This is a genomic window from Massilia sp. Root133 (genome assembly GCF_001426525.1).
Taxonomy (GTDB): Bacteria; Pseudomonadota; Gammaproteobacteria; order Burkholderiales; family Burkholderiaceae_D; genus Telluria; species Telluria orientalis.
This window is the reverse complement of record NZ_LMEW01000033.1, coordinates 68309-94369: the sequence shown is the minus strand read 5'-3', so window position 1 is coordinate 94369 and position 26061 is coordinate 68309. Positions and strand designations below refer to the sequence as shown.

Here is a 26061-nt window from a genome sequence, read left to right as displayed (position 1 = left end):
TAGTTTTAATGTCGTTTCGTGAGGTCGCTACGTCGCTCAGCTGCTGATCGCAGCTGCGCCCGACACGATCTCGGAGAGTTCTTTGGTAATCGCCGCCTGGCGGGTCTTGTTGTAGACCAGCTTCAGCTCGCCGATGACGTTACCCGCGTTGTCGGTCGCGGCCTTCATTGCCACCATGCGCGCCGATTGCTCGGACGCCAGGTTCTCGGCCACCGCCTGGTAGATCAGCGCTTCCACGTAACGGACCAGCAGCTCGTCGATCACGACTTGCGCGTCCGGCTCGTAGATGTAGTCCCACGAGTGGGCGCCGCTGTCCGCTTCCAGGTGACCGGCCGGCAGCGGGAGCAGCTGCTCGATGACCGGTTCCTGGCGCATGGTGTTGATGAACTTGGTGTAGCACAGGTACACCGCGTCCAGCTGACCATCCTGGTAAGCGTCGAGCATGACCTTGATCGGGCCGATCAGCTTTTCCAGGTGCGGGGTGTCGCCGATCTGGGTGACGCTCGACACGACCTTCACGCCGACACGGTTCAGGAAACCCAGACCTTTATTGCCGATTGCAACGGCTTCAATGCGTTTGCCCGCGCTTTCCAGCTCGCGGGACTTCTGCGTCACCTGGCGCAGCACGTTGGTGTTCATGCCGCCGCACAGACCCTTGTCGGTCGTGACGACGATGAAGCCGACGGCTTTCGCCTCGACGTCCTTGGCTTGCGCCATGAACGCGTGGGTGTACTCCGGGTTCGCAGTGGCGAGGTTGGCCGTGATGTTACGGACCTTCTCGCTGTAGGGACGGGCGGCGCGCATCCGGTCCTGCGCCTTGCGCATCTTGGACGCGGCGACCATTTCCATCGCCTTGGTGATCTTCTTCGTATTTTCTACGCTCTTGATCTTGCCTCGTATCTCTTTGCCTGCTGCCATGAGCCCTTACTCCTTAAGTGGACGGGGATCGCTCCCCGTCCCGAGATCCATCAATAAGCCGGTCTTAGAACGACTTCTTGAAATCGGCGACGGCGGCGGCCAGCGCTGCTTCGCTGTCCTTGTCCAGTGCCTTGGTCTCTTCGATCTTCGACAGCAGCGCGCCGTGGCTCGACTTCAGGAAGCCGTGCAGGCCCGCTTCGAAGTCCAGCACGCGCTTGACGTCGATGCTGTCGAAGTAGCCCTTGTTGACGGCGAACAGCGAAGCGGCCATCAGCGAGATCGGCAGCGGCGAGTACTGCTTCTGCTTCAGCAGTTCGGTCACACGCGCACCGCGGTCCAGCTGCTTGCGGGTCGACTCGTCCAGGTCCGATGCGAACTGCGCGAACGCGGCCAGTTCACGGTACTGTGCCAGGTCGGTACGGATACCGCCGGACAGGCCCTTGATGATCTTGGTCTGGGCTGCGCCACCGACGCGCGACACCGAGATACCTGCGTTGATCGCCGGACGGATACCGGCGTTGAACAGCGAGGTTTCCAGGAAGATCTGACCGTCGGTAATCGAGATCACGTTGGTCGGCACGAATGCCGAGACGTCGCCCGCTTGCGTTTCGATGATCGGCAGTGCGGTCAGCGAACCGGTCTTGCCGGTGACGGCGCCGTTGGTGAACTTCTCGACGTAGTCGGCGTTCACGCGTGCGGCACGCTCCAGCAGACGGCTGTGCAGGTAGAACACGTCGCCAGGATATGCTTCGCGGCCCGGCGGGCGGCGCAGCAGCAGCGAAATTTGACGGTATGCAACGGCCTGCTTCGACAGGTCATCGTACACGATCAGCGCGTCTTCGCCGCGGTCGCGGAAGTATTCGCCCATCGCGCAGCCCGAGTAGGCCGAGATGTATTGCATTGCAGCCGATTCGGACGCCGAAGCGGCGACGACGATCGTGTATTCCATCGCGCCGTGCTCTTCCAGCGAGCGCACGATGTTCTTGATGGTCGATGCCTTCTGGCCGATTGCGACGTACACGCAGGTGACGCCCTGGCCCTTCTGGTTGATGATCGCGTCGACAGCGACAGCCGATTTACCGGTCTGGCGGTCGCCGATGATCAGCTCGCGCTGGCCACGGCCGATCGGCACCATCGCGTCGATCGACTTGATACCGGTCTGCAGCGGCTGCGACACGGATTCGCGGGCGATCACGCCCGGGGCGATCTTTTCGATCGGCGAGGTCAGCTTGGCATCGATCGGACCCTTGCCGTCGATCGGCTGGCCCAGTGCGTTGACGACGCGGCCACGCAGTTCCGGACCGACCGGCACTTCCAGGATGCGGCCCGTGGTCTTGACGGTGTCGCCTTCCGAGATGTTCTCGTAGGCACCCAGGATCACGGCGCCGACGGAGTCGCGCTCGAGGTTCATGGCGAGGCCGAAGGTGTTGCCCGGGAATTCCAGCATCTCGCCCTGCATCACGTCCGACAGACCATGGATGCGGCAGATACCGTCGGCGACGGAGATCACCGTGCCTTGGTTACGAACATCAGCCTGACCTTCGAGGCCCTGGATGCGGCTCTTGATCAGTTCGCTGATTTCAGACGAATTAAGTTGCATGAGTGCTAACTCCTAATAGTTTCTTGATGCGTAGGGCAAGTCCTGGACGCGGAGATGGTGCGACTTCTCAGGCGACCAGCGCGTTGTGCATCTGCTGCAGCTTCGCGCGGACCGAGGTATCGAGCACTTCATCGCCGACGACCACGCGCACGCCACCGATCAGCGACGGATCGACCACGACCGTGGGGTTCAGCTTGCGGCCAAATTTCTTTTCCAGCGTGGCAACCAGCTGGGTGAGCTGGTCGGCCGAAAGTTCAAACGCGCTGTGAATCGTCGCGTCGGCGGCGCCTTCCTGTGCATTCTTGAGCACAGCAAACTGGGCACCGATTTCCGGCAGCAGGGCAACGCGGCCGTTCTCGGCCAGCATCACGATAAAGTTCTTCGCTTCAGCATTCAGCGGCGACTTGACCAGGGACGCAATCGTATCGGCCAGCTGTGCTTGCTTGACGTTCGGATTGGCAGCAAATGCCTGCACATCCGGATTGGCACCGATCTGCGCCAGTTCCGCGACGGTGGCCGACCAGGCGGCCAGGTCGCCCTGCTGGGCGACGCGGAACAGTGCTTCGGCGTAAGGGCGGGCGACGGTTGCGAGTTCAGCCATGATCAGAGCTCGGTCGACAGGCGGTTCAGCAGGTCGGCGTGGGCCGCTGCATTGACTTCGCGCTTCAGGATCTGCTCGGCACCGGCGACGGCAAGGGTGGCCACCTGGCCACGCAGTTCTTCGCGCGCGCGGGTGATCTGCTGTTCCGCGTCGGCCTTGGCACCTTCGATGATGCGTGCGGCTTCGACGGATGCCTGCTGCTTGGCTTCTTCGATGATCGCTGCGGCGCGCTTTTCGGCGTCGGCGATACGCTTGGTGCTTTCGTCACGCGTTGCAGCCAGTTCGGCGGCAATGCGCTTTTCTGCGGCGGCCATTTCAGCCTTGCCACGGTCGGCGGCTGCCAGACCATTCGCGATCCTCTCGGCGCGCTCGTCGAGCGCTTTCATCAGCGGCGGCCACACGAATTTCATCGTGAAAACAACCAGGATGAAGAAGACCACGAACTGGGCAAACAAAGTTGCATTCAAGTTCACGGTGTATTCCTTCTCACAAAAACGGATGCCGAACCTGGGGGGTTCGGCTGTTCAGAACCGAATAATGATTCGATTAGGCGTGGAACGGATTTGCGAAAGCGAACAGCATGGCGATACCGACGCCGATCAGGAATGCCGCGTCGATCAGGCCAGCCAGCAGGAACATCTTGGTCTGCAGGGTGTTCATCAGTTCAGGCTGACGTGCCGAAGCTTCCAGGTATTTGCCGCCCATCAGAGCGATACCGATACAGGCACCGATTGCACCCAGGCCGATGATCAGACCGCAAGCCAGCGCAACGTAAGAATAGTCAGTCATTAGATTTACTCCAAAAGTATGTTAAAAAATTAAAAATTTACAACTTCTTTACTACCACTATCTTGTTCGTTCTTGCGATCGCGTCTGTCAGTGGCTCTCGTGGGCCTGACCGATGTAGACCAGCGTCAGCATCATGAAAATGAATGCCTGCAGGACAACGATCAGGATGTGGAAGATCGCCCAGACCGAACCTGCAATCACGTGACCGACGAAGCCGAACGCGGTTGCCATGGAGCCCAACAGGGCGATCAACAGGAACAACAGCTCGCCGGCATACATGTTGCCGAACAGTCGCATCGCGAGCGACACGGTACGGGCTGCATATTCGATGATGTTCAACAGCAGGTTGAACGGAGCCATGTAGATGCCGAACGGTGCAGCGAACAGCTCATGCACCCAGCCACCGACGCCTTTGACTTTCAGGTTGTAGTACAGGACCACGGCCAGCACGCCCAGCGCGATGCCCATGGTGCCGTTCAGGTCGGCGGTCGGGACGACGCGGTGGGTCGGGAACAGGTGCTCGACGCCGAGGACGCGGAACAGGGTCGAGAACAGGTCGACCGGGAGGAAGTCCAGCGAGTTCATCAGGGCAACCCAGACGAACACGGTCAGGGCCAGCGGTGCGATGAAGCTGCGGTCACCGTGGATGATGGATTTCGACTGGTCTTCGACCATCTCGACGATCATTTCGACGAAGGCCTGGAAACGGCCCGGCACACCCGCGGTCGCGTTGCGCGCGGCCAGCCACATGATCAGGCAGCCGACCACGCCGGCAAAGATCGACCAGAAAATGGTATCGATATTCCAGACGTGGAAATCGACGACGAAGCTCTGGTGACCTGCGGTCAGGTGGTGGAGGTGGTGCTGGATATATTCACTTGCGGTTGGCGCATGCTCCGCCGCGGTTTCTACCGTGTTCGTCATTGTTTATGCCCAAATAATAAAATGATGTAACTTTTTAGCGCCACGATGAACCCGCCCAGCAGGGCCAGCCAGTTCAGGCCGTGGTACAGCCGCGCCGTTGCGTACAGCAGCGCGAGCGTTAAAGCAATCTTTACAAATTCCCAGATGAAAAATGTGGCAGGGTTTGGACCGCCCATTTTTTGTGAACTGGCGAACAGGCGAAACGCCATGATGCCATTGGGCACGACACAACACATCCCGCCAAGTACCGCCGAAAACATCGCAGCCCACCCCCCAAGCAGTCCGGCGATCACGCCGGCCACAAGTGTTGCCAGGATTTGCAGGGAGACCAAGCGCAGCATTTTTCTGTTCTTTTCGCGCCAGCCGTAGTGGAACCGTGTAACGGTATGGTAATTACATGAATCAGCGGGATTATAAGGTGTTATCGGAGCCATAGTCAAACTCTTCGCTCCGCGCGCTCGCTTATATCGGGTGTAAAAACGACAAAATAAATTACCTGGAAACTGTTAAATTTCCTACGAAATGTTGTGTATTTGCGACTGCCGAGCCGGGTAAACCGATAGTTTCGGCCATGCATATACCGGCCGGCGCAGCCTGGTAGCGTGACCAGGGGCATGCTCACCGCCCTGCTCGATTTGCACCGCGGCAGTGAGGACGCTGTGCGCTGGGAGTGCGTGGCGCGTCGCCGTGGTGCATCCGTTGTGGATAAAAAAAATGCCGGGCGCGTGCCCGGCATCGGTGACAACGTCGCGGCTCAAGCGCGCAGGCGCGCGAGCACGGTGTCGAGGACGTCGAGGTCGGCGAAGTCGATGATCATCTGTCCCTTGCCCTTCGGCCCCATCTTGAACACGACGGGCGTCGCCAGGCGGTCCGACAGTTCTTCCTCGAGGCGCACGATGTCGCCCGATTTTTCCTTCTGGCGCGCAGCGACCGGCGGTGCGTTCTGCTCTTCCAGCGCGCGCGCGACCAGCTTTTCCGTCTCGCGCACCGACATGCGCTTGGCGATCACCTGGTTCGCCAGCGCGATCTGGCTGGCCGCGTCGACGGCCAGCAGCGCGCGTGCATGCCCCATGTCGATGTCGCCCGCCATCAGCATCGTCTGCACCGGTTGCGCCAGATTCACGAGACGCAGCAGGTTCGACACGGCGCTGCGCGAGCGGCCGACGGCGTGCGCCGCCTGCTCGTGGGTAAAACTGAATTCGGAGATCAGGCGCGCGATGCCCTGCGCTTCTTCCAGCGGGTTCAGGTCTTCGCGCTGGATGTTCTCGATCAGCGCCATCGCGGCGGCGTTCTGGTCGTCCACGTCGCGCACGAGGACGGGGATCTCGTCCAGTCCCGCCAACTGGGCCGCGCGGAAGCGGCGTTCGCCGGCGATGATCTCGTAGCGCGCGCCGGACGGCGACACCTCGACGGGCCGCACGAGCACCGGCTGCATGATGCCCTGGGATTTGATCGACGCGGCCAGCTCGGCCAGCGAACCGTCGTCCATGCGCGTGCGCGGCTGGTATTTGCCGGCCTGGATCTGCCCGACCGGCAGCAGGGACGGCGCGCCGCTTGGCGCGGCCGGCGTCTCGGGAGCGTCTCCACCCAGCAGCGCGTCAAGACCGCGGCCGAGTCCTTTGAGTTTTTTGGTTGCCATGACGTTGATAAGTTCTGGTTACATAGTCTTGATGCGCTCGACCATCTCGGCACCGAAGGCGATGTAGGCCTGCGCGCCTTTCGAGGACGGATCGAACGTGACGCCCGGGATGCCGTACGACGGCGCTTCCGCCAGGCGCACGTTGCGCGGGATGATCGTCTTGAACACCTTGTCGCCGAAATGCTGCTCGAGCTGGGCCGACACCTGCTGCGACAGGGTCATGCGCGGATCGAACATCACACGCAACAGGCCGATGATGCGCAGATCATGGTTCAGGTTCGCATGCACCTTCTTGATCGTGTTCACGAGATCGGACAGGCCTTCGAGCGCGTAATACTCGCACTGCATCGGGATGATGACGCCGTGCGCGCACACGAGGCCGTTCAGGGTCAGCATCGACAGCGCGGGCGGGCAGTCGATCAGGATGAAGTCGTAGTCGGCGTCGACCTTGGCCAGCGCTTCCTTCAGGCGGCGCTCGCGGTTTTCCAGTTCGACCATCTCCACTTCGGCACCGGCCAGTTCGCGGTTGGCTGGCAAGACGTCGAAGCGCCCTGCTTCGCTGCGCAGGCGCGCCGTGGCCACGTCGGCCTCGCCCAGCAGCACCTCATAGATGGACGAGGTCAGCCCCGCCTTGTTGATGCCCGCGCCCATGGTGGCATTGCCCTGCGGGTCGAGGTCGACCAGCAGCACGCGCTGGTTCAGCCTGGCGAGACCGGCGGACAGGTTCACGCTGGTGGTGGTCTTGCCGACCCCGCCCTTCTGGTTTGCTACGCAAAAAATTTTCGCCATGTATGCCTTTAGCTGTCATACGGTTAATACCATTAAAACGGTTTATACGATTTATATGGTAATAACGGTATAAACTGTTTATACAGTTTATATTCTTGTGCCGGGACGGTAATGTTCGCGCGATTGTTTCACGTGGAACGTTCGATGAATACCAGGTGGCGCTCGGCGCCCAGTCTCGGTACGTCCAGCGGTTCCACCTTGTCGACCTTCCACTCTGCCGGTAACCGTTCCTGTTCGTCTTTCGGGGCCACCCCTTTCAGGGCGATATAGCGTCCGCCGTCTGCCAGCAGGTGCGAAGACCAGTTGACGAAATCCGACAGGTCGGCAAAGGCACGCGAGGTGATGACGTCGAACTTGTCGCTCACCTGCAGTTGCTCCACTCGTGCCGTGTACACCGTGACGTTGGCCAGGCCCAGTTCCGCCTTCACCTGCGTAAGAAACGCCGTTTTTTTGTGGACCGTGTCGATCATCGACACTTTCATGTCTGGCCGTACGATTGCCAGCACGATGCCCGGCAGACCGCCGCCGGAACCCACGTCCAGCACGTTCCGCGCGGCCGCGAAGGCCGGCACGGCGGCCAGCGAATCCAGCAGATGGTGCGTGACCATCTGCATCGGGTCGCGCAGCGACGTCAGGTTATAGACGGCGTTCCACTTGAACATCAGGGCCAGGTAATTCATCAGCTTGTCCTGCTGGGCCGGACTCACGTCGAGACGCATCGCGGCGATGCCCTCGCCCAGCACGGCGGACAAGGCCGCTCGATCGAAATTCTTCATGCGGCCGATTCCTCGCTCGGGGCACTGGTAAAGCCTTTGGCGCCGCGTTTTTTCAGGTGCACCAGCAGCAACGAAATTGCCGCCGGCGTCACACCAGAAATGCGCGAGGCCTGCCCCAGCGTCTCCGGACGCTGTTTATCCAGCTTCTGGCGCACTTCGATCGACAACGCCGCGATCTCGAGATAGTTCAGGTTCTCGGGCAATTTCAGATTTTCATAGTGATCGTGGCGTTCGACTTCGCGTGCCTGGCGGTCGATATAGCCCGAATACTTCAGCTGGATCTCGACCTGCTCCTTCACGGCCGGATCCGCCACGCCTGGGCCGCCCAACGCCTGGCCGTCGACGCCCTGCAGCGTGACCAGCTTGTCGTACTCGACACCCGGGCGGCGCAACAGGTCCGCCAGGTTGTATTCGCGCTCGATCGCTTGGCCGATCACGCGTTCGGACTCGGCCGCGGCAAGGGTGCGCGGATTCACCCAGGTCGCGCGCAGGCGTTCCAGTTCGCGTGCGACGGCTTCGCGTTTGCGCTCGAACGCTTCCCACTGCGCATCGCCGACGACGCCCAGTTTGCGGCCGATCTCCGTCAGGCGCATGTCCGCATTGTCTTCGCGCAGCGACAGACGGTATTCCGCGCGGCTCGTGAACATGCGGTAAGGCTCCGCGACGCCCTGCGTCGTGAGGTCGTCGACGAGCACGCCGAGATAGGCTTCCGAGCGGGACGGGGTCCAAGCGTCACGGCCTTGTGTCTGCAGCGCCGCATTGATACCGGCCAGCATGCCTTGGGCCGCCGCTTCTTCGTAGCCGGTGGTGCCGTTGATCTGGCCGGCGAAGAACAGGCCCTGGACGGCCTTCGTCTCCAGCGACGCCTTCAGGCCACGCGGGTCGAAATAATCGTATTCGATCGCATAGCCGGGACGCAGGATGAACGCGTTTTCCAGGCCGCGCATCGAACGCACCAGGGCCAACTGCACGTCGAACGGGAGGCTCGTCGAGATACCGTTCGGATAGAACTCGTTCGTGGTGAGACCTTCCGGCTCGAGGAAGATCTGGTGCGATTCCTTGGCCGCGAAGCGGTGGATCTTGTCTTCGATCGACGGGCAATAGCGTGGGCCGACGCCCTCGATCACGCCCGTGTACATCGGGCTGCGGTCGAGACCGTTACGGATGATGTCGTGCGTCTGCGCATTCGTGTGCGTGACCCAGCACGGCAGCTGCTTGGGGTGCATCGCGGCATTCCCCATGTACGAAAACACGGGGACCGGATCGAGGTCGCCCGGCTGTTCCGTCATCACGGAGAAGTCGATGCTGCGGCCATCGATGCGCGGCGGCGTGCCCGTTTTCAGGCGGCCCTGCGGCAGCTTCAATTCCTTCAGGCGCGACGACAGCGACACGGCAGGCGGATCGCCCGCACGGCCGGCCGAGTAATTCTGCAAACCGACGTGGATCTTACCGTCGAGGAAAGTACCCGCCGTCAGCACGACGGCGCGCGCACGGAAGCGCAAGCCAATCTGCGTGACGGCGCCGACGACGCGGTCGCCTTCGACCATCAGGTCGTCGACGGCCTGCTGGAACAGCCACAAATTCGGCTGGTTTTCCAGGCGCGAGCGGATCGCCTGCTTGTACAGCATGCGGTCGGCCTGGGCACGCGTGGCACGCACGGCCGGGCCCTTCGAGGAGTTCAGGATACGGAACTGGATACCGGCTTCGTCGGTGGCGATGGCCATCGCGCCGCCCATGGCGTCCACTTCCTTGACGAGGTGGCCCTTGCCGATGCCGCCGATGGACGGGTTGCAAGACATCGCGCCCAGGGTTTCGATGTTATGAGTGAGCAACAGGGTCTTCTGGCCCATGCGCGCAGACGCGAGCGCCGCTTCGGTGCCGGCATGGCCGCCGCCAACGACGATCACGTCGAATTCAGTCGGAAATAGCATGATGGAGTGTGTTGCGAGGAGGATTAAGAAGGGATTATAGATTCTTTTTTCCATGCAGCTTCGGCTCGGCCGCGAAAACGACGATTTGTTTCACGTGAAACAATGCTGTGTTAGGCTTTTCGCCACACTCACTCGACCTTGCCGCCATGCCGAAACACCGTCCTCTCACCTGTCTCCTGCTCGCCGCCAGCGCCACCGTCAGCGCGTATCCACGCTCGGATCTGCCGTCGACCACGTTCAGCTACAAGGACTGGGAACTTGTCTGTGACAACACGAGAACCTGTCGCGCAGCCGGCTACAATGAAGAAGACGACGGTCCGAACACCACCATCCTGTTGACGCGCGCTGCCGGACCGAACCAGACGACCAAGGTCGAGCTGCAGCTGGCGGAAGATGAACGCCATCCGGCCCCCGACCGGCTTACGATGAGCATCGACGGCCGCGCCGTCGGCATCGTACGCATCGAACCGAAATCGTCCACGCTCACGCTGACCGATGCCCAAATGCGTGCACTACTGCCGGCCCTGCTGAAGGACGGGCGCATCGCCTGGACCGGTCAGGGCACGACCTGGACTATCTCGACGGCGGGCGCGAATGCCGTGCTGCTCAAGATGGACGAATTCCAGGGCCGGCTCGATACGCTTGGTGCATTGGTGCGGAAGGGCAGCAAACCGGAATCAAATGTTCTGCCACCATTGCGCGCGCCAGATATCCAGGCAGGGCCGGTCAGCCAGGACAAGAACCCCATCAAGCTTACCCCGGCGCAGACCCGCGAGATCAAAACCGCATTGCGCAAGACCGTGAAGGAAGGCGATTGCGAACTGCTGGACTCGGCGTCCGAAACGGCGGGCCAGCTCGAGGTGCGTCCTTTCACGAAGGACAAACTGCTCGCGTCGCACACCTGCTGGATCGCCGCGTACAACACGGGCGACGGCTACTGGGTCGTCAATAAGAAACCGCCCTACTCGGCCGTCCTCGTCACCACGTCCGCCACGGATTACGATGACGGCGTCATTACCTCGTTCCAGAAAGGACGTGGCATTGCCGACTGCGTAGCAACCGCGACCTGGACGTGGGACGGCCGCACGTTTGCCCAGACCTCCGACAAAACATCCGGCATGTGCCGCCAGTTCACGCCCGGCGGCGCATGGGACTTACCGACGCTCGTGACAAACGTCCGAAAGTCGCGTTGACTGTTCCACGTGAAACAATCACCAGCCGAGCCGCTTGAACGTGTCGAACGCTGTCTTTACGATCAGCAGCCCGACGACGACGAGGAACAGCTTGCGCACGAAGCCGCTGCCATGCTTCAGCGCGAGCCGTGTCCCGACCAGTGAGCCTGCGATCTGGCACACGGCCATCAGCAGGCCAAGCTGCCACAGCAGATGGCCGCTGTAGCCGAACCAGATCAGCGCCGAGATATTGCAGGCGACGTTGACAATCTTCGCCGCCGCCGACGCGCTGAGGAAGTCGAACCCGAAGAAGCGGACGAACAGGAAGATCAGGAAGCTGCCGGTGCCGGGACCAAAGAAACCGTCATAGAAACCGATGGCGGCGCCGATACCCATCGCCAGCAGCCGCTCCTTCATGCCGCTGTGGGCCGGCGCATGCACGGCGCCCAGGTCCTTCTTCTTGTACGTGTACACGGCCACCGCCATGAGAATCAGCGGTAATAGGCTCCTGACGAAATCGCCCGGCACGCGGGTCACCGTCCACGCACCGATGAACGACAGCGCGAATGCGGCGAGGGCCGCCGGCGCCGCCGTGCTCCAGGCGACTGTCACGCGCCGCGAATATTTGACGGCGGCGACCGAAGTGCCAAACATCGCGGCCAGCTTGTTCGTACCCAGTAGCGTCGCCGGTACCTCACGAGGGAACATGGCGAACATCGCCGGGATCTGGATCAATCCTCCCCCACCGACGACAGCATCCACGAGACCGGCAACGAAGGCCGCGACGGCCAGCAGGGCAAAATCGAACATGTTGAATCACGCGTAAAAGCGCTATTGTAGTCCGACACCCTTGTTGCGACGCAACAAACTCAGCCGGCCGCCGCCCGCCCCTCTTCCAGGAATTGCAGCAGCAGGCGGTTGACCTCGCCGGCTGCCGTCAATTGCAGCCAGTGATCCGCGCCGCGGATGCGCTCGAAACGAAATTCGCCGTCGACGTAGTGGGCAGAGTCGCGCATCTGCTTTTCGCCCAGGGCCGGGTCACGGTCGCTCCACAAGCCCATCACGGGCACCTTGACCTGGCGGTGTCCGCGCGGCAGGGCGAGACTCAGGTTGGCGCGGTAATAGTTCAGGGCGGCCGTCAGGCGGCCCGGCGGGGACAGGTCGCGCTTCCAGTGGTCGGCCTGGCCGGGCTCGTCCGTGAACTGGCGCATGATGAACCAGTCGGCGGCGCGCAGCGTATGCTCGGCGATGCCCGGCATGATGAAGCCGAGGATATAAGTCATGCGCAAGCGCTGCAGGATGCCGGCGCGGGCGATGGCGTACGGATGGCCGGTGGACATCGCCACGTAGCGGTGCACGCGCTCCGGTGCCAGCGCAGCGATCTGCCAGCCGATGATGCCGCCCCAGTCGTGGCCGACGAGGAAGACTTTATCGATGTGCAGGGCGTCGAGCAGGCCCAGCACGTCGCCGCGCAGCTTGTCCATCGTGTAGTCGAAGACGCCGCCCGGCGCGTCGCTGCGGCCGTAGCCGCGCAGGTCGGGCGCCAGCACGCGGAAGCCCGCGGCGGCCAGGACGGGAACCTGCTTGCGCCAGACGAGGTGCGTGTCGGGAAAACCGTGCAAGAGCAGCACGGCCGGTCCCTGCCCCGTCGTCGTCGTGTGGATGCGGATGCCGTTCACGTCCAGCATGAGGGATTCGTCGATCACGTGCGTCTCCTTGAAACCGGAGCGTGGAGCACCGCCGCGATCTCGCCGACGATACCCCGGCGGAACAACAACACGCAGGCAACAAAGATGAGGCCGGTGACGATGCCCACCGATTCTCCGAGTGATGCGAACCATTCTACATGCGTCTTCTCGGCCAGGAAGTTCCCCAGGTCGCCCAGCTTGTTTTCCAGCGCGACGATGAGGAAGGCGCCGAGGATCGGGCCCGCGAGGGTGCCCATGCCGCCGACCAGGGTCATCAGGATGACGAGGCCGGACATCGTCCAGTGCACGTCCGTCAGCGTCTCGAAGCCGAGCACGACTGTCTTGGTCGCGCCCGCCAGGCCGGCCAGCGCGGCCGACAGCACGAAGGCGACGAGCTTGTAGCGATCGACGTCGTAACCCAGAGAAATGGCGCGCGCCTCGTTTTCCTTGATCGCCTTCAGGACTTGCCCGAACGGCGAATGCACCGTGCGCACGATCAGGGCAAAGCCGGCCACGCAGATCGCCAGCACGACGTAGTACAAGATCAGGTCGTTGCCCAGGTCGATGCTGCCCAGCAGCCGGCCGCGCGGGACGCCCTGCAGCCCGTCCTCGCCATGCGTGAACGGCGCGCGCAGCGCGGCGAAATACACCATCTGCGCGAGCGCCAGGGTGATCATCGAAAAATAGATGCCCTGGCGCCGGATGGCCAACAGCCCCATGACGAAACCCAGCGCCGCGGCCGCCAGCACGCCCAGCACGAGCGCCACCTCGAACGGCAAGCCGAGCACCGCCAGCGCGTGGCCCGTGACGTAGCCGGCGCCGCCGAAGAACGCCGCATGGCCAAACGACAGCAACCCCGTGTAGCCGATCAGGAGGTTGAAGGCGCAGGCGAACAGCCCGAAGCACAGCAGCTTCATCAGGAAGATCGGGTAGCCCACGAACGGGGCCGCCAGCGCCACCAGCAGTGCGAGGCCGTAGCCGAGTGTTCTGTTCATGGTCATCGCCTCATTTTTCTTTGCCGAACAGGCCGGCGGGACGCAGCAGCAGCACGATCACCATCACGACGAACACGACCACTTCCGACGCCTCCGGATAAAACACGCGCGTCAGCCCCTCGATGACGCCCAGCGCCAGGCCGGTGACGATGGAACCGAGGATCGACCCCATGCCGCCGATCACGACGACGGCGAACACGACGATGATCAGATTGGACCCCATCAGCGGCGTGACGTTGATGACGGGCGCCGCCAGCACGCCGGCAAAGCCCGCCAGCGCGACGCCGAAGCCGTAGGTCAAAGTCACCATCAACGGGACGTTGACGCCGAACGCTTCGACCAGTTTTGGGTTCTCCGTGCCCGCGCGCAGGTAGGCGCCCAGCCGCGTTTTTTCGATCGTGAACCAGGTCGCCAGGCACACGACGAGGGAGGCGAACACGACCCACGCGCGGTAATTCGGCAGGATCATGAAGCCGAGGTCGGTGGCGCCGGACAGCGCTTCCGGCACGTCGAGGGTCTGGCCGGACACGCCGAAAAACGAACGGAACACGCCTTCCAGCAGCAAGGTGATGCCGAAGGTCAGCAGCAGGCCGTACAGGTGATCGAACTTGTAGAGCCAGCGCAGCATCGTCTTTTCGAAAAGGATGCCGAACGCGCCAACGATCAATGGCGCCAATATAAGCATCGCCCAGTAGTTCAGCCCGAACGACGTGACGCCGATGTACGCGGCGAACGCGCCCATCATGTACAGCGCGCCGTGCGAGAAATTGATCACGTTGAGCAGGCCGAAGATGACGGCCAGGCCCAGCGACAGCATCGCGTAGAACGAACCGTTCACCAGGCCCAGCAGCAGCTGGCTCATCATCGCCTGCAGGGGGACGCCGAAAATTTCCATATGACGTGCTTACGCCAGGTTCACTTCCACGCCGCGCACTTGGTCTCGGCCTTGGTCGTGTACGCCTGGGCGCCCGGGATCGTGGCCACGACCTTGTAGTAATCCCATGGCGCCTTCGACTCGGCCGGCTTTTTCACCTGCATCAGGTACATGTCGTGCACCATGCGGCCGTCCGGACGGATTTCACCATTCTTCGTGAACATGTCGTTGATCTTGGTCTTTTTCAGCTGGGCCATGACCTTGTCGCCATCGTCGGTGCCGATCGCCTTGACGGCGTTCAGGTAGTTCATCGCAGCGGAATAATCGGCCGCCTGCAGCGACGACGGCTCCTTCTTCATCTTCGCGAAGTATTTTTTCGCCCACGCACGGGTGTCGTTGTTCATGTCCCAGTACCACGCGTCCGTCAGGTAGAGCCCCTGCGTCGTCTGCAGCCCGAGGGTGTGGATGTCGTTGATGAACACGAGCAGGCCCGCGATCTTCATCTTGCTCGTCAGGCCGAATTCCTTCGCCGCCTTGACCGAGTTGATGAAGTCGCCGCCGGCATTCGCCAGTCCCAGCACCTGCGCTTTCGACGACTGCGCCTGCAGCAGGAACGACGAAAAGTCGGACGCGCCCAACGGATGCTTCACACTGCCCAGCACGGTGCCGCCATTCGCCTTGACGACGTCGGTCGTGTCCTTTTCCAGCGACTGGCCGAACGCGTAGTCGGCCGTGAGGAAGTACCAGCTCTTGCCGCCCTGCTTCACGATCGTTGCGCCCGTGCCGCGGGCGAGCGCGACCGTGTCGTACGCATAGTGCACGGTGTACGGCGAGCACTGTTCGTTGGTCAGTTGCGCACTGCCGGAACCGATGGCGATAAAGACTTTTTTCTTTTCTGCCGCGACCTTGGCCATGGCCAGGGCGGCGCCGGAGTTGGTGCCGCCGATCAGCATGTCGACGCCCTGCTGGTCGAACCATTCACGCGCCTTGCTGGCGGCGATGTCCGGCTTGTTCTGGTGGTCGGCGACGATGAACTGGATTTTTTTACCATTGATGGCGCCGCCTGCATCCGCGATCGCCATGCGCACGGCTTCGGCGCCGCCATTGCCGTCGATGTCCGAATACACGCCCGATAAATCCGTGATCATGCCGATTTTGATGGTGTCGCCCGAGATCTGGGCCAGTGCCGGCATGGACAAACCGGCCGCGAAGGTGGCGGCGGCAAAGGCAATCGCTGTTTTCATGTGGTCTCCGTTGTCGATGATCAAACGCCCAGCAGCTCGGTCAATGCCGGCATGCTGGCCTGCAGCTCCGCGGCCGCGATCGTCGTGACGATGCGGCCGTGTTCCATGACGTAAAACCGGTCCGCCAGCGGCGCCGCGAACCGGAAATTCTGTTCCACCATGACGATCGTGTAACCCTTCGCCTTGAGGGTCGTGATCATCTTCGCCAGCGCCTGCACGATCACGGGGGCCAGCCCTTCCGAGATCTCGTCCAGCAGCAGCAGGCGCGCGCCCGTGCGCAGGATGCGTGCGACGGCCAGCATCTGCTGCTCGCCGCCGGACAGCCGCGTGCCCTGACTGTGGCGCCGTTCGACCAGGTTCGGGAACATTTCGTAGATCTCGGCGACGCTCATGCCAGGCTCGCGGCCGGCCAGCTGCGGCGGCAACATCAGGTTTTCCTCGGCCGACAGCGATGCGAAAATGCCGCGCTCTTCCGGGCAATAGCCGATGCCGAGGTGGGCGATGCGGTGCGTGGGCAGGCGGATCGCCTCGACGCCGTTGACCTTGATCGACCCGCTGCGCGCGCCCGTCAGGCCCATGATGGCGCGCAAGGTGGTCGTACGGCCCGCGCCGTTGCGGCCCAGCAGGGTGACGACTTCGCCCGGCTGCACGGTCAGGCTGACGCCGTGCAGGATATGCGATTCGCCATACCAGGCCTGCAGGTTCTCGATCTCCAGTGCCGGCGTCATCCGTGTGCTCCCGCCAGGTTGTTGTCGGCGCTCCCCATGTACGCTTCGATGACTTGCGGATTGCGCGACACGTCCGCGTAACTGCCTTCCGCCAGCACGGCGCCCCGCTGCAGCACGGAGATGCGGTCGCAGATGCCGGAGACGACGTTCATGTTGTGTTCCACCATCAGGATCGTGCGGCCGCTCGCCACTTTCTTGATCAGCGCAGTCACCCGGTGCACGTCTTCGTGGCCCATGCCTTGCGTCGGCTCGTCCAGCAGCATGAGTTCCGGCTCCATGCCGAGCGTCGTCGCGATCTCGAGCGCGCGCTTGCGGCCGTACGGCAGGTCGGCCGTGATGGTGTCGGCAAACTGTTCCAGGTCGACTTCGGCCAGCAAGGCCATGGCGCGGTCGTCGAGCTGGTTCAGGGTCTTTTCGCTGCGCCAGAAGTGAAAACTGGTGCCGAGGGCGCGCTGCAGGCCGACGCGCACATTTTCCAGCACGGTGAGATGAGGAAACACGGCCGAGATCTGGAACGAGCGGATGATGCCCATGCGCGCGATCTGCGCCGGTTTGAGCGAGGTGATGTCGGTGCCGTTGAACAGGATGCGGCCGGCGGACGGAGAAAGAAATTTCGTCAGCAGGTTGAAGCACGTCGTCTTGCCGGCGCCATTGGGGCCGATGAGCGCGTGAATATGGCCGCGCTGCACCTGCAGACTCACCTGGTTGACGGCCGTAAAACCCTTGAATTCCTTCGTCAGATCACGTGTTTCCAGAATGACGTCCGGCATTGCGTCTCCCCGCTTTCGTCCATTCAAGCTTTACAAATCATACACACTTTTGGAACTCGTCAAGATACAGCACGCGGCAGGCGGATCGCCCTGCGCTACGTCATGACGGCGCGCAAACCCGTTGTGCAAAAACGCACTATGACCACGTGCGGTCGAGCAGGGCCGCCGTCTTTTCGGCAATCATCAGGGTCGGAGAATTCGTATTGCCGGACGTAATCGTCGGCATGATCGATGCGTCGACGACGCGTAACCCTTTTACGCCTTTGACCCGCAGTTCACCGTCGACGACGGCGAGCGGATCGTCCATTTTTCCCATGCGGCAGGTGCCGACGGGGTGGAAAATCGTCGTGCCGATGAGGCTGGCTGCTTCCGCCAGTTCTTCCTCCGTGCGGTAGTGCGGCCCCGGCTTGAATTCTTCCGGGCGGTATTGCGCCAGCGCAGGCGCCGCGACGATGCGCCGGGTCAGCGCCAGTGCGTCGGCCGCCACCTTGCGGTCTTCCGGCGTGCTGAGATAGTTCGGCGATATTTTCGGCGGCGCGTAACTATCGTTCGCCGCCAGCCGGACGTGCCCCCGCGCCGTCGGCCGCAGGTTGCACACGCTGGCAGTAAAAGCCGGAAAACCGTGCAGCGGATCGCCGAATTTTTCCAGGGACAGCGGCTGCACGTGGTATTCGACGTTCGGCGTCGCCTGGCCGGGATCGGACCGTGCGAACGCACCCAGCTGCGACGGCGCCATCGACATCGGCCCGCTCTGGAACAGCAGATATTGCACGCCGATTTTCATCTTGCCGTACCACGACGCGGCGCTCGTGTTGAGCGAACGGGCGCCTGTGATGCGGTAGACCATGCGCAGCTGCAAATGATCCTGCAAATTTTCGCCGACGCCGGGCGCATCGACGACGGGGGTGATCCCATGCTGATGCAGCAAAGCGGCGGGCCCGATGCCGGACAATTGCAGGATGTGCGGCGAGCCGATGGCACCGGCGGCCAGCAGGGTTTCGCGCCGCGCCGTCGCCGTGAATGCCCGGCCGCTGCCCGTGAATTGCACACCGCGGCAGACAGCGCCCTGCTCCGTCTGCGCGATCAACAGCTTTTCGACATGACAACCCGTCATGATCGTCAGGTTCGGCCGCGTGGAAGCTGGCCGGAGAAACGCTTTCGCCGTGTTCAGCCGGATGCCGCGCCGCTGGTTGACTTCGAAATAGGCACAGCCTGCGTTGTCGCCGCCGTTGAAATCGTCGACTTTCGGGATGCCCGTCTGGTGGGCCGCTTCGCGGAACGCGTCGAGGATCTCCCAGGACAGCCGCTGGCGCTCCACTCGCCATTCGCCACCGCTGCCGTGGGTGGGGCTGGCGCCGCCATGATGGTCTTCGCTTGCCTTGAAAATGGGCAGGACCTGATCCCAGCGCCAGGAGGCGTCGCCCGTGATGGCGGCCCAGCGGTCATAGTCCTCGGCCTGGCCGCGCATATAGATCATGCCATTGATCGACGAACTGCCGCCCAGGACTTTACCGCGCGGATAGATCAGCGCTCGCCCCGCGAGACCGGGATCCGCTTCCGTTTTATACAACCAGTCCGTGCGCGGATTGCCGATGCAGTACAGATAGCCGACGGGGATGTGGATCCACAGGTAATCGTCCTTGCCGCCGGCCTCGATCAGCAGCACCTGCACGTCGGGCCTGCGTGTCAGGCGATTGGCCAGTACGCAGCCGGCGGTGCCGGCCCCGACAATGATGACATCGAATTCCCCTGCGGACTCCATGGACCCTCGCATCGTGATTCGGTTGAGCAAGCTTACCAGATGATCAAGCTCAACAAGGGGTCGCTGGACTGTGGATAAGCGTATGAATATCCACAGGTACGAAATGTGAGGAAGATCGGTTTTTCGCACGGTCCGGATTTTTATCCAGTTTTGCCACAAGGCACATACAAGACCAGCCCACCGGCTTATGCGAACCGTAAACGTTTGATGTTGTGGAAAAAACCCGGCTTATCCACAGAAGAGTGGCACCGTTAACTATTACCATTATTCTGTATACAAGCTTTTGGTTGTAAACCTGACGAGCCGCCTTGAAAGCTGCGGCCCTGTCGAAAAAAAATTTTTCGTCGTCGATCCCGACATCGTTCTGCTCAACAAAAAAAATCGACCGACTCCGGATGCGTTCATGACCACAACACCTGCCCGACGTCGACCAGGCCAGCTGCCGGCGGCCCCCAAACTCCCTGTTTCCGGGCCTTTTGTGGATAAGCTGCTGAATATCCACAGGATCGAATGTGTGGAACTGCCACGAAAATCGATCTCGAATTTTTTTTCCAGTTTTGGTCCTCGACAGAAACAAGGTTTGTTCGACCGCTTTCGACGCACGTAAACCCTTGAGCTTGTGGAAAAAATCCCGTTTATCCACAGTTCAGCCGGCGTTTACTATCATTACTATCCTTTCTTTCTATCCAAGTTAACTAAAGAAGGACAACTCGCCCGGCAGCGATCAACGGTGAAGCAGGCACGACGCGAACGCTCTTTTGTCTGCAAAAAAAAAAGAACCTGAACGCCGTCGCATCCCAAAAAGCTGACGCAACCACTGCTCGACTGCCGTTTGTCTACAGGAAGAACGTGATGCCCAGGTCGCATCCGGAACAGCGTTCGCAACCCGCGAACGTCCTGGCGGCAGACAAAATCGGCTCGACTGTGGAAAAAGCCCTGCATATCCACAGGAGCAGATGTGCAGAACAACCGTTTTTTCTGCTCGCCTGGTTTTTGTCCAACATCGGTTCAGCATCGATACAATGCTTGTCCAGCCGATCCGCGAGCACGTAAACCGTTGACGCTGTAGACAAATTCCGTCTTATCCACAGCTAGGCACGCGTTTACTATCACTACCATTTTTTATATATATCTTTGTTTTATTAATACAAAAACAGCGGGAACAGCGTGAACAAGCCGCCAAAACCGTTCGTCAACCATCCAGAACAGGCTGAAAACATGCGATTAGGGATCATCAGCGCGCTGCACGAAGAACAGCAGGGGCTCGTGGAGGCCATGGAAGGGCCCTACAAGCTCACGCACGGCATGCGCGAGTACTTTGTCGGACGACTATGGGAAATCGACGCTGTGTGCGTTTTATCGCGTATAGGCAAGGTTGCAGCGGCACTGACGACCGCAACGCTTGTGGAGAAGTTCGGTGTTACCCACATCCTCTTTACGGGCGTGGCTGGCGCTGGAGACGCTTCGGTCCGTGTCGGCGACATCGTCGTGGCCGAATCGCTCGTCCAGCACGACATGGATGCGAGTCCTTTGTTCCCCCGCTACGAAGTGCCGCTGACGGGTTTGACGCACTTCCTGTCCGACCACCACATGGCGTTGCAACTGGCGGATGCGGCGCACCGCTTCCTGGAAGACGATTTCGCGCTTGCCGTCGACCCCGGGGAAAGGGCCGTATTCGCGCTCAGCGGGCCGCGGCTGCATCGAGGCCTGATCGCCAGCGCCGACCAGTTCGTGAGCGACAAGGGCCGTCTGGACGCGTTGAATGGGGCATTGCCGGGTCTGCTGGCGGTGGAGATGGAAGGCGCCGCGGTCGCGCAAGCCTGTTTCGAGTTGGGCATCCCGTTCGGCGTGATCCGGACGATTTCCGACAACGCCAACGAACACGCGGCCACGGATTTCATGCGTTTCGTGAAATCCGTCGCCGCGCGGTATGCCTTTCACATCGTCAGGCAGTTCTGCCTGGGTTGGCAAAAAGCGGGCGTCACTCAGGCCAGCAGGGAATCCGCCGGCACGTAGTCGTAGCCAAGATCCTTCGCGACGGCCGCGTAGGTGACTTTCCCTTCGCAGACGTTCAGGCCATTCTTGAGGTGGACGTCATCGCGCAGCGCCTGCCGCCAGCCCTTGTTCGCCAGCGCCACGGCGTGGGCTATCGTCGCGTTGTTCAGCGCAAATGTCGACGTGCGGGCCACCGCACCCGGCATGTTCGCCACGCAATAGTGAACAACGCCGTCCACGACAAAGGTCGGATCGGCGTGCGTGGTCGGATGCGACGTCGCGAAACAGCCGCCCTGGTCGATCGCCACGTCGACGATGACGGCCCCTTTTTTCATTTTTGACACCATATCGCGCGTGACGAGCTTCGGCGCCGCGGCACCGGGCACGAGCACGCCGCCGATGACAAGGTCGGCAGACAGCACCGCTTCCTCGATCGCGTGCGCGTTCGAATACAGGGTCGAGATCCGGTTGCCGTAGACGAGGTCCAGCTGGCGCAGGCGGTCGACGTTCTTGTCGAGCACGGTGACGCGCGCACCGATGCCGACGGCCATCTGCAACGCATTCGTGCCGACGACGCCGGCGCCGATGATCACGATGTGGCCGGCCGCCACGCCCGGCACGCCGCCCAGCAGGATGCCGGCGCCGCCCTTCGATTTTTCCAGGTGGCTGGCGCCGGCCTGGATCGACATCCGCCCCGCTACCTCGCTCATCGGCGCCAGCAGCGGCAGGCCGCCGCCCGGGCCTGTGATGGTTTCGTACGCAATGCACACGGCGCCGGATTTCACCAGGGCCGCCGTCTGCTCCGGATCCGGCGCGAGGTGCAGATACGTGTACAGGATCTGTCCCGGACGCAGCATCGCGCATTCCTGCGGCTGCGGTTCCTTCACTTTCACGACCATGTCGGCCTGCGCGAAGATCTCTTGCGCCGACGGGACGAGCGTGGCGCCGGCGGCCGTGTACTGCTCGTCCGTCAACCCGATGCCGGCACCGGCGCCGGTCTGCACGATGACCCGATGGCCGCGCGCGACCAGTTCATGCACGCTGGGGGGCGTCAGGCCCACCCGGAATTCATTGTTTTTGATTTCTTTTGGTACGCCTATCAACATGTCTGCCTCCAGGTTAAACCTACAAAAAACATCTCCAAAAACAAAACGCCGCGGCGCAGGTTATGAACCTACTACCGCGGCGTCGCAGCCATCAGGACCCGGATTACAGACCGAGCGTCATCAGGCTTGCGTTACCTCCTGCCGCGGTCGTGTTGACGCACAAGGCGCGTTCCGCCACCAGGCGCCACAACGCCACCGGTTCGCCCAAGCGGGTGTCGACGATGCCGACGATCGCGCCCGGACGGGTCGCCAGCCGCGCCTGCAGATCCCCGGCGAGAACCTGCTCGACGAGGGCCATGGCGAAGTCGCTGCCATCCAGTTCCTGCGCGGTAATGAAACGCACGTGTTCCTTGACGGCGATCGGCAACGCGGGCAGCGTTTCCGTCAGCACGAGCGCGCGGTTGCCCGTCGCGAACGCGGCCGCGAGCTGGTTCAGCAGGCTCGCCGTGCCGTTCGGCGCACACAGGACGGTGCCGCGCGGAACGAAATCGAGCTGGTTGCGCTCGCCCGTCGGGCCCGGCAAGTCGATGCGCACGCCGTCCAGGGTCGTTTCCATGTAACCGTGCGCCAGGTTCGCGATGTCGCCATGGCCGTTCGCGCACGCCCAGGCAAGCAGGCCGTCCAGCGCGTTATTGCTGCGGCGAGCGTGACGCAGCAGCGGTGCCGCATCCTTTTGCAGGCGCTTCAGGTACAGCGGGCCGCCGGCCTTCGGGCCGGTCCCGGATTTGCCTTCGCCGCCGAACGGCTGCACGCCGACGACGGCGCCCACGATGTTGCGGTTCACGTAGATGTTGCCGACGTGGGCACGCGTCGTGATGAATTCGATCGTCTCGTCGATGCGCGAATGCACGCCCAACGTGAGGCCGTAGCCGGTGGCGTTGATCGTGTCGACGACCTTGCCCAGCTCGGAACGGCGCCAGCGCACGATGTGCAGCACGGGGCCGAAGACTTCGCGCTTCAGTTCGCTCATCGAGCCGATCTCGAGCATGGTCGGCGGCACGAACGTCCCCTGCGACAGCAACACGTCCGGCAAGACCAGCGAGAAATGCTGCTTCGCCGTCGCCTTCATGCGCTCGATGTGGCCGAGCAGGTTTTGCTGGGCTTCCTTGTCGATGACGGGGCCGATGTCGGTGGACAGACGGTCCGGCACGCCCACGCGCAATTCCTGCATGGCGCCCTTGAGCATCTTGATCGTTTTATCCGCGATATCTTCCTGCAAAAACAGTACGCGCAGCGCGGAGCAGCGCTGGCCGGCGCTGTCGAATGCGGAACTGAGCACATCCTGGACGACCTGCTCCGGCAGTGCGGAGGAATCGACGACCAGCGCGTTCTGGCCGCCCGTCTCGGCGATCAGCGGAATGTCGGCGCCTTCCTGCGCGGCACGGGCTGCCAGCGTCCGGTTGATCAATTGCGCAACCTCCGTCGAGCCCGTAAAAATGACGCCTTTGACACGCGCATCGGCGGTCAACGCGGCGCCGACGGTCTCGCCACGGCCCGGCAGCAGTTGCAGCGCTCCTTTTGGCACACCCGCTTCGTGGAACAGCTGCACGGCGCGGTGGGCGATCAGCGGCGTCTGCTCGGCCGGCTTGGCCAGCACGACGTTGCCGGCGGCCAGCGCGGCCGCGACCTGGCCCGTGAAGATTGCGAGCGGGAAGTTCCAGGGGCTGATGCACGTCACCGGGCCCAGCGCGCGCGCTTCCGGTGCATTGCGGATCTCGGCCGCGTAGTAGCGCAGGAAATCGACGGCTTCGCGCACTTCCGCGATCGCGTTCGGCAGAGACTTGCCCGCTTCGCGCACGGCCAGGGCCATCAGTTCGCCGCGGTATTGCTCGAACAGATCGCCGACGCGGGCGATGATATCGGCGCGGCCGGCATTGCCGACGCCTTCCCAGCCCGGTGCGGCGTGTACGGCGGCCTGCAGCGCGGTATCGACGTCGGCGGTGGTCGCCTCCGTCACCTGGCCGACGATGTCCGCCGACTGCGCGGGATTCACGATGTTCAGCTTACCGGCGGCTGCGACGGGACCGTCGACGACCGGTGCGGCCACGTAATGGCGCGGCGTACCGAGATCGGCGGCTAGTTCGGCCAGCACGTGTTCATTGGCGAGATCGAGGCCGGCGGAGTTGCGGCGGCCGTCCGGGAACAGCGTCAGCGGCAGCGGAATGCGCGAGTGCGGCAGGCAGTGCGCGGCGCGCGCGGCTTCGAACGGATCGGCCAGCAGGGTGTCGATGGGCACGCTCTCGTCGACGATCTGGTTCACGAACGAGGAATTGGCGCCGTTTTCCAGAAGGCGGCGCACGAGGTAGGCGAGCAGCGTTTCGTGCGAACCGACCGGCGCGTAGATCCGGCAGGCCTTGCCGAGATTCTCTTTGCCGACGACCTGGTCGTACAGCGTTTCTCCCATGCCGTGCAGGCACTGGAATTCGTAATTGGTGACGTTGTCGGCCTTCGCCCACGTGTAGATCACGGACAGCGAATGTGCATTGTGCGTGGCGAACTGGGCGTAGATCACGTCCGTCGCGGCGAGCAGCTTGCGCGCGCACGCGAGGTAAGACACGTCCGTGTAGATCTTGCGCGTGTACACCGGATAGCCTGGCAGACCGTCGACCTGGGCGCGCTTGATTTCTGCATCCCAGTACGCGCCCTTGACGAGGCGGACCATGAATTTGCGGCCGCTGCGGCGGGCCAGGTCCACGACGAAATCGATCACGAACGGGCAGCGCTTCTGGTACGCCTGCACGACCAGGCCAATGCCTTCGAAGCCGGCCAAAGATGGATCGAAAGCAAGAGCTTCCAGCATGTCCAGCGAGATTTCCAGGCGGTCCGCTTCCTCGGCGTCGATATTGATGCCGATGTTGTATTCCTTGGCGAGCAGCACGAGGTTGCGCACGCGCGGCAGCAGTTCTCCCATCACGCGGGCGTACTGTGCGCGGCTGTAGCGCGGATGCAGGGCCGACAGCTTGATCGAGATACCCGGACCGTCCTTGATGCCGCGGCCATTGGAGGCCTTGCCGATCGCGTGGATGGCCGCTTCGTACGAGGCATAGTAATTGTCGGCGTCGGATTCCGTCAGCGCCGCTTCGCCCAACATGTCATAGGAATAGCGGTAGCCACGGTTTTCGTTCTCGATGCTGTTCTTCAAGGCTTCGGCTATCGTCTGGCCGGTGACGAACTGGTTGCCCAGCATGCGCATCGCGAGGTCGACGCCCTTGCGGATCAGCGGCTCGCCGCCCTTGGCGATCATGCGGGTCAGCGCGGCGCCGAGACCCTTCTCGCTGCTGGACGACACGAGCTTGCCGGTGACGAGCAGGCCCCACGTGGCGGCGTTCACGAACAGCGACGGCGATTCGCCCAGGTGTTTTTTCCAGTCGCCCTTGCTGATCTTGTCGGCGATCAGGCGGTCGGCCGTTTCCGTGTCGGGGATGCGCAACAGCGCTTCGGCCAGGCACATCAGTGCGACGCCTTCTTCCGACGACAGCGAGAATTCGTGCATCAGTGCATCCACACCCGATGAGCGCGTACGTTTTTCGCGCACGGCCGACACGAGTCGGTGCGCCAGCATGTAGGCGTCGGCGTTGGCGCAGGCACCCTGGGCCAGCAGCCATTCCACCGCGGTGGCCTCGTCACGGCGGTAGGCGGCGGTGATCGCGGCACGCAGCGGCGTCTGTTCGCGGCGGGTTTCGGCCTGCAGGGCGTCGAAAGGGACGTAGGTGGAAGCCGGGAAGGCGGCAATGTTCATGAACGGTCAGGAAAAAATGGA

At 62.4% G+C, this 26061-nt stretch carries 23 protein-coding genes; 2 read left to right on the top strand and 21 right to left on the bottom strand.

Going from position 1 to position 26061, the window contains the following annotated elements; all coding sequences use genetic code 11:
• Window positions 1–36 precede the first annotated feature (36 nt).
• The 11 genes from atpG to mnmG form a co-directional block, all read right to left on the bottom strand.
• Window positions 37–918, bottom strand: a complete 882-nt coding sequence (atpG, locus tag ASD28_RS22865) for a F0F1 ATP synthase subunit gamma (RefSeq protein WP_056133854.1) — start codon at window positions 916–918, stop codon at window positions 37–39.
• Between the two features lie 64 nt (window positions 919–982).
• Window positions 983–2518, bottom strand: a complete 1536-nt coding sequence (atpA, locus tag ASD28_RS22860; RefSeq protein WP_056133851.1) for a F0F1 ATP synthase subunit alpha — start codon at window positions 2516–2518, stop codon at window positions 983–985.
• Window positions 2519–2585: 67 nt separating this feature from the next.
• On the bottom strand, window positions 2586–3119 hold the full coding sequence (locus ASD28_RS22855; protein ID WP_056133848.1) for a F0F1 ATP synthase subunit delta: 534 nt from the start codon (window positions 3117–3119) through the stop codon (window positions 2586–2588).
• Between the two features lie 2 nt (window positions 3120–3121).
• Window positions 3122–3592, bottom strand: a complete 471-nt coding sequence (locus ASD28_RS22850) for a F0F1 ATP synthase subunit B (protein WP_056133845.1) — start codon at window positions 3590–3592, stop codon at window positions 3122–3124.
• Window positions 3593–3665: 73 nt separating this feature from the next.
• Window positions 3666–3908 (bottom strand): F0F1 ATP synthase subunit C, encoded by a 243-nt coding sequence (gene atpE, locus ASD28_RS22845; protein ID WP_056133842.1) that lies wholly within the window; start codon window positions 3906–3908, stop codon window positions 3666–3668.
• A gap of 87 nt (window positions 3909–3995) precedes the next feature.
• Window positions 3996–4832, bottom strand: coding sequence for a F0F1 ATP synthase subunit A (gene atpB / locus ASD28_RS22840; RefSeq protein WP_056133839.1), 837 nt, complete (start codon window positions 4830–4832; stop codon window positions 3996–3998).
• Complete coding sequence (locus ASD28_RS22835) at window positions 4829–5173, bottom strand: ATP synthase subunit I (protein WP_056133835.1); 345 nt, start codon at window positions 5171–5173, stop codon at window positions 4829–4831. The genes atpB and ASD28_RS22835 overlap by 4 nt, the downstream gene beginning before the upstream one ends.
• A 413-nt stretch (window positions 5174–5586) precedes the next feature.
• Window positions 5587–6471, bottom strand: coding sequence for a ParB/RepB/Spo0J family partition protein (locus tag ASD28_RS22830; protein WP_056133832.1), 885 nt, complete (start codon window positions 6469–6471; stop codon window positions 5587–5589).
• Between the two features lie 18 nt (window positions 6472–6489).
• Entirely contained in the window at window positions 6490–7260 is a 771-nt protein-coding gene (locus tag ASD28_RS22825) for a ParA family protein (RefSeq protein ID WP_056133829.1), read from the bottom strand.
• A gap of 128 nt (window positions 7261–7388) precedes the next feature.
• Window positions 7389–8036 carry a 16S rRNA (guanine(527)-N(7))-methyltransferase RsmG gene (gene rsmG, locus ASD28_RS22820; RefSeq protein WP_056133825.1) on the bottom strand — a complete coding sequence of 216 codons (648 nt, stop codon included), beginning with the start codon at window positions 8034–8036 and terminating at the stop codon, window positions 7389–7391.
• A complete protein-coding gene (gene mnmG / locus ASD28_RS22815) occupies window positions 8033–9967 on the bottom strand; it encodes a tRNA uridine-5-carboxymethylaminomethyl(34) synthesis enzyme MnmG (protein ID WP_056133822.1) in 1935 nt (644 codons plus the stop codon). The genes rsmG and mnmG overlap by 4 nt, the downstream gene beginning before the upstream one ends.
• A 146-nt stretch (window positions 9968–10113) precedes the next feature.
• Between mnmG and ASD28_RS22810 the strand changes: the two genes are divergently transcribed.
• Window positions 10114–11160: a DUF1176 domain-containing protein gene (locus tag ASD28_RS22810; RefSeq protein WP_056133819.1), complete on the top strand. Its 1047-nt coding sequence runs from the start codon at window positions 10114–10116 to the stop codon at window positions 11158–11160.
• Between the two features lie 18 nt (window positions 11161–11178).
• On the opposite strand, the gene ASD28_RS22805 is transcribed toward ASD28_RS22810, so the two are convergent.
• The 8 genes from ASD28_RS22805 to ASD28_RS22770 form a co-directional block, all read right to left on the bottom strand.
• Window positions 11179–11949 (bottom strand): TSUP family transporter, encoded by a 771-nt coding sequence (locus ASD28_RS22805; protein ID WP_056133816.1) that lies wholly within the window; start codon window positions 11947–11949, stop codon window positions 11179–11181.
• 59 nt (window positions 11950–12008) lie between these two features.
• Window positions 12009–12845 (bottom strand): alpha/beta fold hydrolase, encoded by an 837-nt coding sequence (locus ASD28_RS22800; protein ID WP_229412302.1) that lies wholly within the window; start codon window positions 12843–12845, stop codon window positions 12009–12011.
• Complete coding sequence (locus ASD28_RS22795; protein ID WP_056134768.1) at window positions 12842–13822, bottom strand: branched-chain amino acid ABC transporter permease; 981 nt, start codon at window positions 13820–13822, stop codon at window positions 12842–12844. The genes ASD28_RS22800 and ASD28_RS22795 overlap by 4 nt, the downstream gene beginning before the upstream one ends.
• A gap of 10 nt (window positions 13823–13832) precedes the next feature.
• On the bottom strand, window positions 13833–14717 hold the full coding sequence (locus ASD28_RS22790; RefSeq protein ID WP_056133813.1) for a branched-chain amino acid ABC transporter permease: 885 nt from the start codon (window positions 14715–14717) through the stop codon (window positions 13833–13835).
• Between the two features lie 20 nt (window positions 14718–14737).
• A complete protein-coding gene (locus ASD28_RS22785) occupies window positions 14738–15940 on the bottom strand; it encodes an ABC transporter substrate-binding protein (protein WP_056134765.1) in 1203 nt (400 codons plus the stop codon).
• Between the two features lie 20 nt (window positions 15941–15960).
• Window positions 15961–16668: an ABC transporter ATP-binding protein gene (locus ASD28_RS22780; protein ID WP_056133810.1), complete on the bottom strand. Its 708-nt coding sequence runs from the start codon at window positions 16666–16668 to the stop codon at window positions 15961–15963.
• The gene (locus ASD28_RS22775; RefSeq protein ID WP_056133808.1) at window positions 16665–17438 is read right to left on the bottom strand and encodes an ABC transporter ATP-binding protein; all 774 of its coding nucleotides are present in this window, start codon (window positions 17436–17438) and stop codon (window positions 16665–16667) included. Before ASD28_RS22775 ends, ASD28_RS22780 begins: the two co-directional genes overlap by 4 nt.
• 136 nt (window positions 17439–17574) lie before the next feature.
• Window positions 17575–19200: a GMC family oxidoreductase gene (locus tag ASD28_RS22770; protein ID WP_056133805.1), complete on the bottom strand. Its 1626-nt coding sequence runs from the start codon at window positions 19198–19200 to the stop codon at window positions 17575–17577.
• Between the two features lie 1218 nt (window positions 19201–20418).
• Between ASD28_RS22770 and ASD28_RS22765 the strand changes: the two genes are divergently transcribed.
• On the top strand, window positions 20419–21216 hold the full coding sequence (locus ASD28_RS22765) for a 5'-methylthioadenosine/adenosylhomocysteine nucleosidase (RefSeq protein ID WP_056133802.1): 798 nt from the start codon (window positions 20419–20421) through the stop codon (window positions 21214–21216).
• Here ASD28_RS22765 and ald read toward each other — a convergent pair.
• Entirely contained in the window at window positions 21186–22301 is a 1116-nt protein-coding gene (gene ald / locus ASD28_RS22760) for an alanine dehydrogenase (RefSeq protein ID WP_056133797.1), read from the bottom strand. The two genes, ASD28_RS22765 and ald, sit on opposite strands and share 31 nt — an antisense overlap.
• 103 nt (window positions 22302–22404) lie before the next feature.
• Window positions 22405–26040, bottom strand: coding sequence for a trifunctional transcriptional regulator/proline dehydrogenase/L-glutamate gamma-semialdehyde dehydrogenase (putA, locus tag ASD28_RS22755; protein WP_056133794.1), 3636 nt, complete (start codon window positions 26038–26040; stop codon window positions 22405–22407).
• Window positions 26041–26061 lie beyond the last annotated feature (21 nt).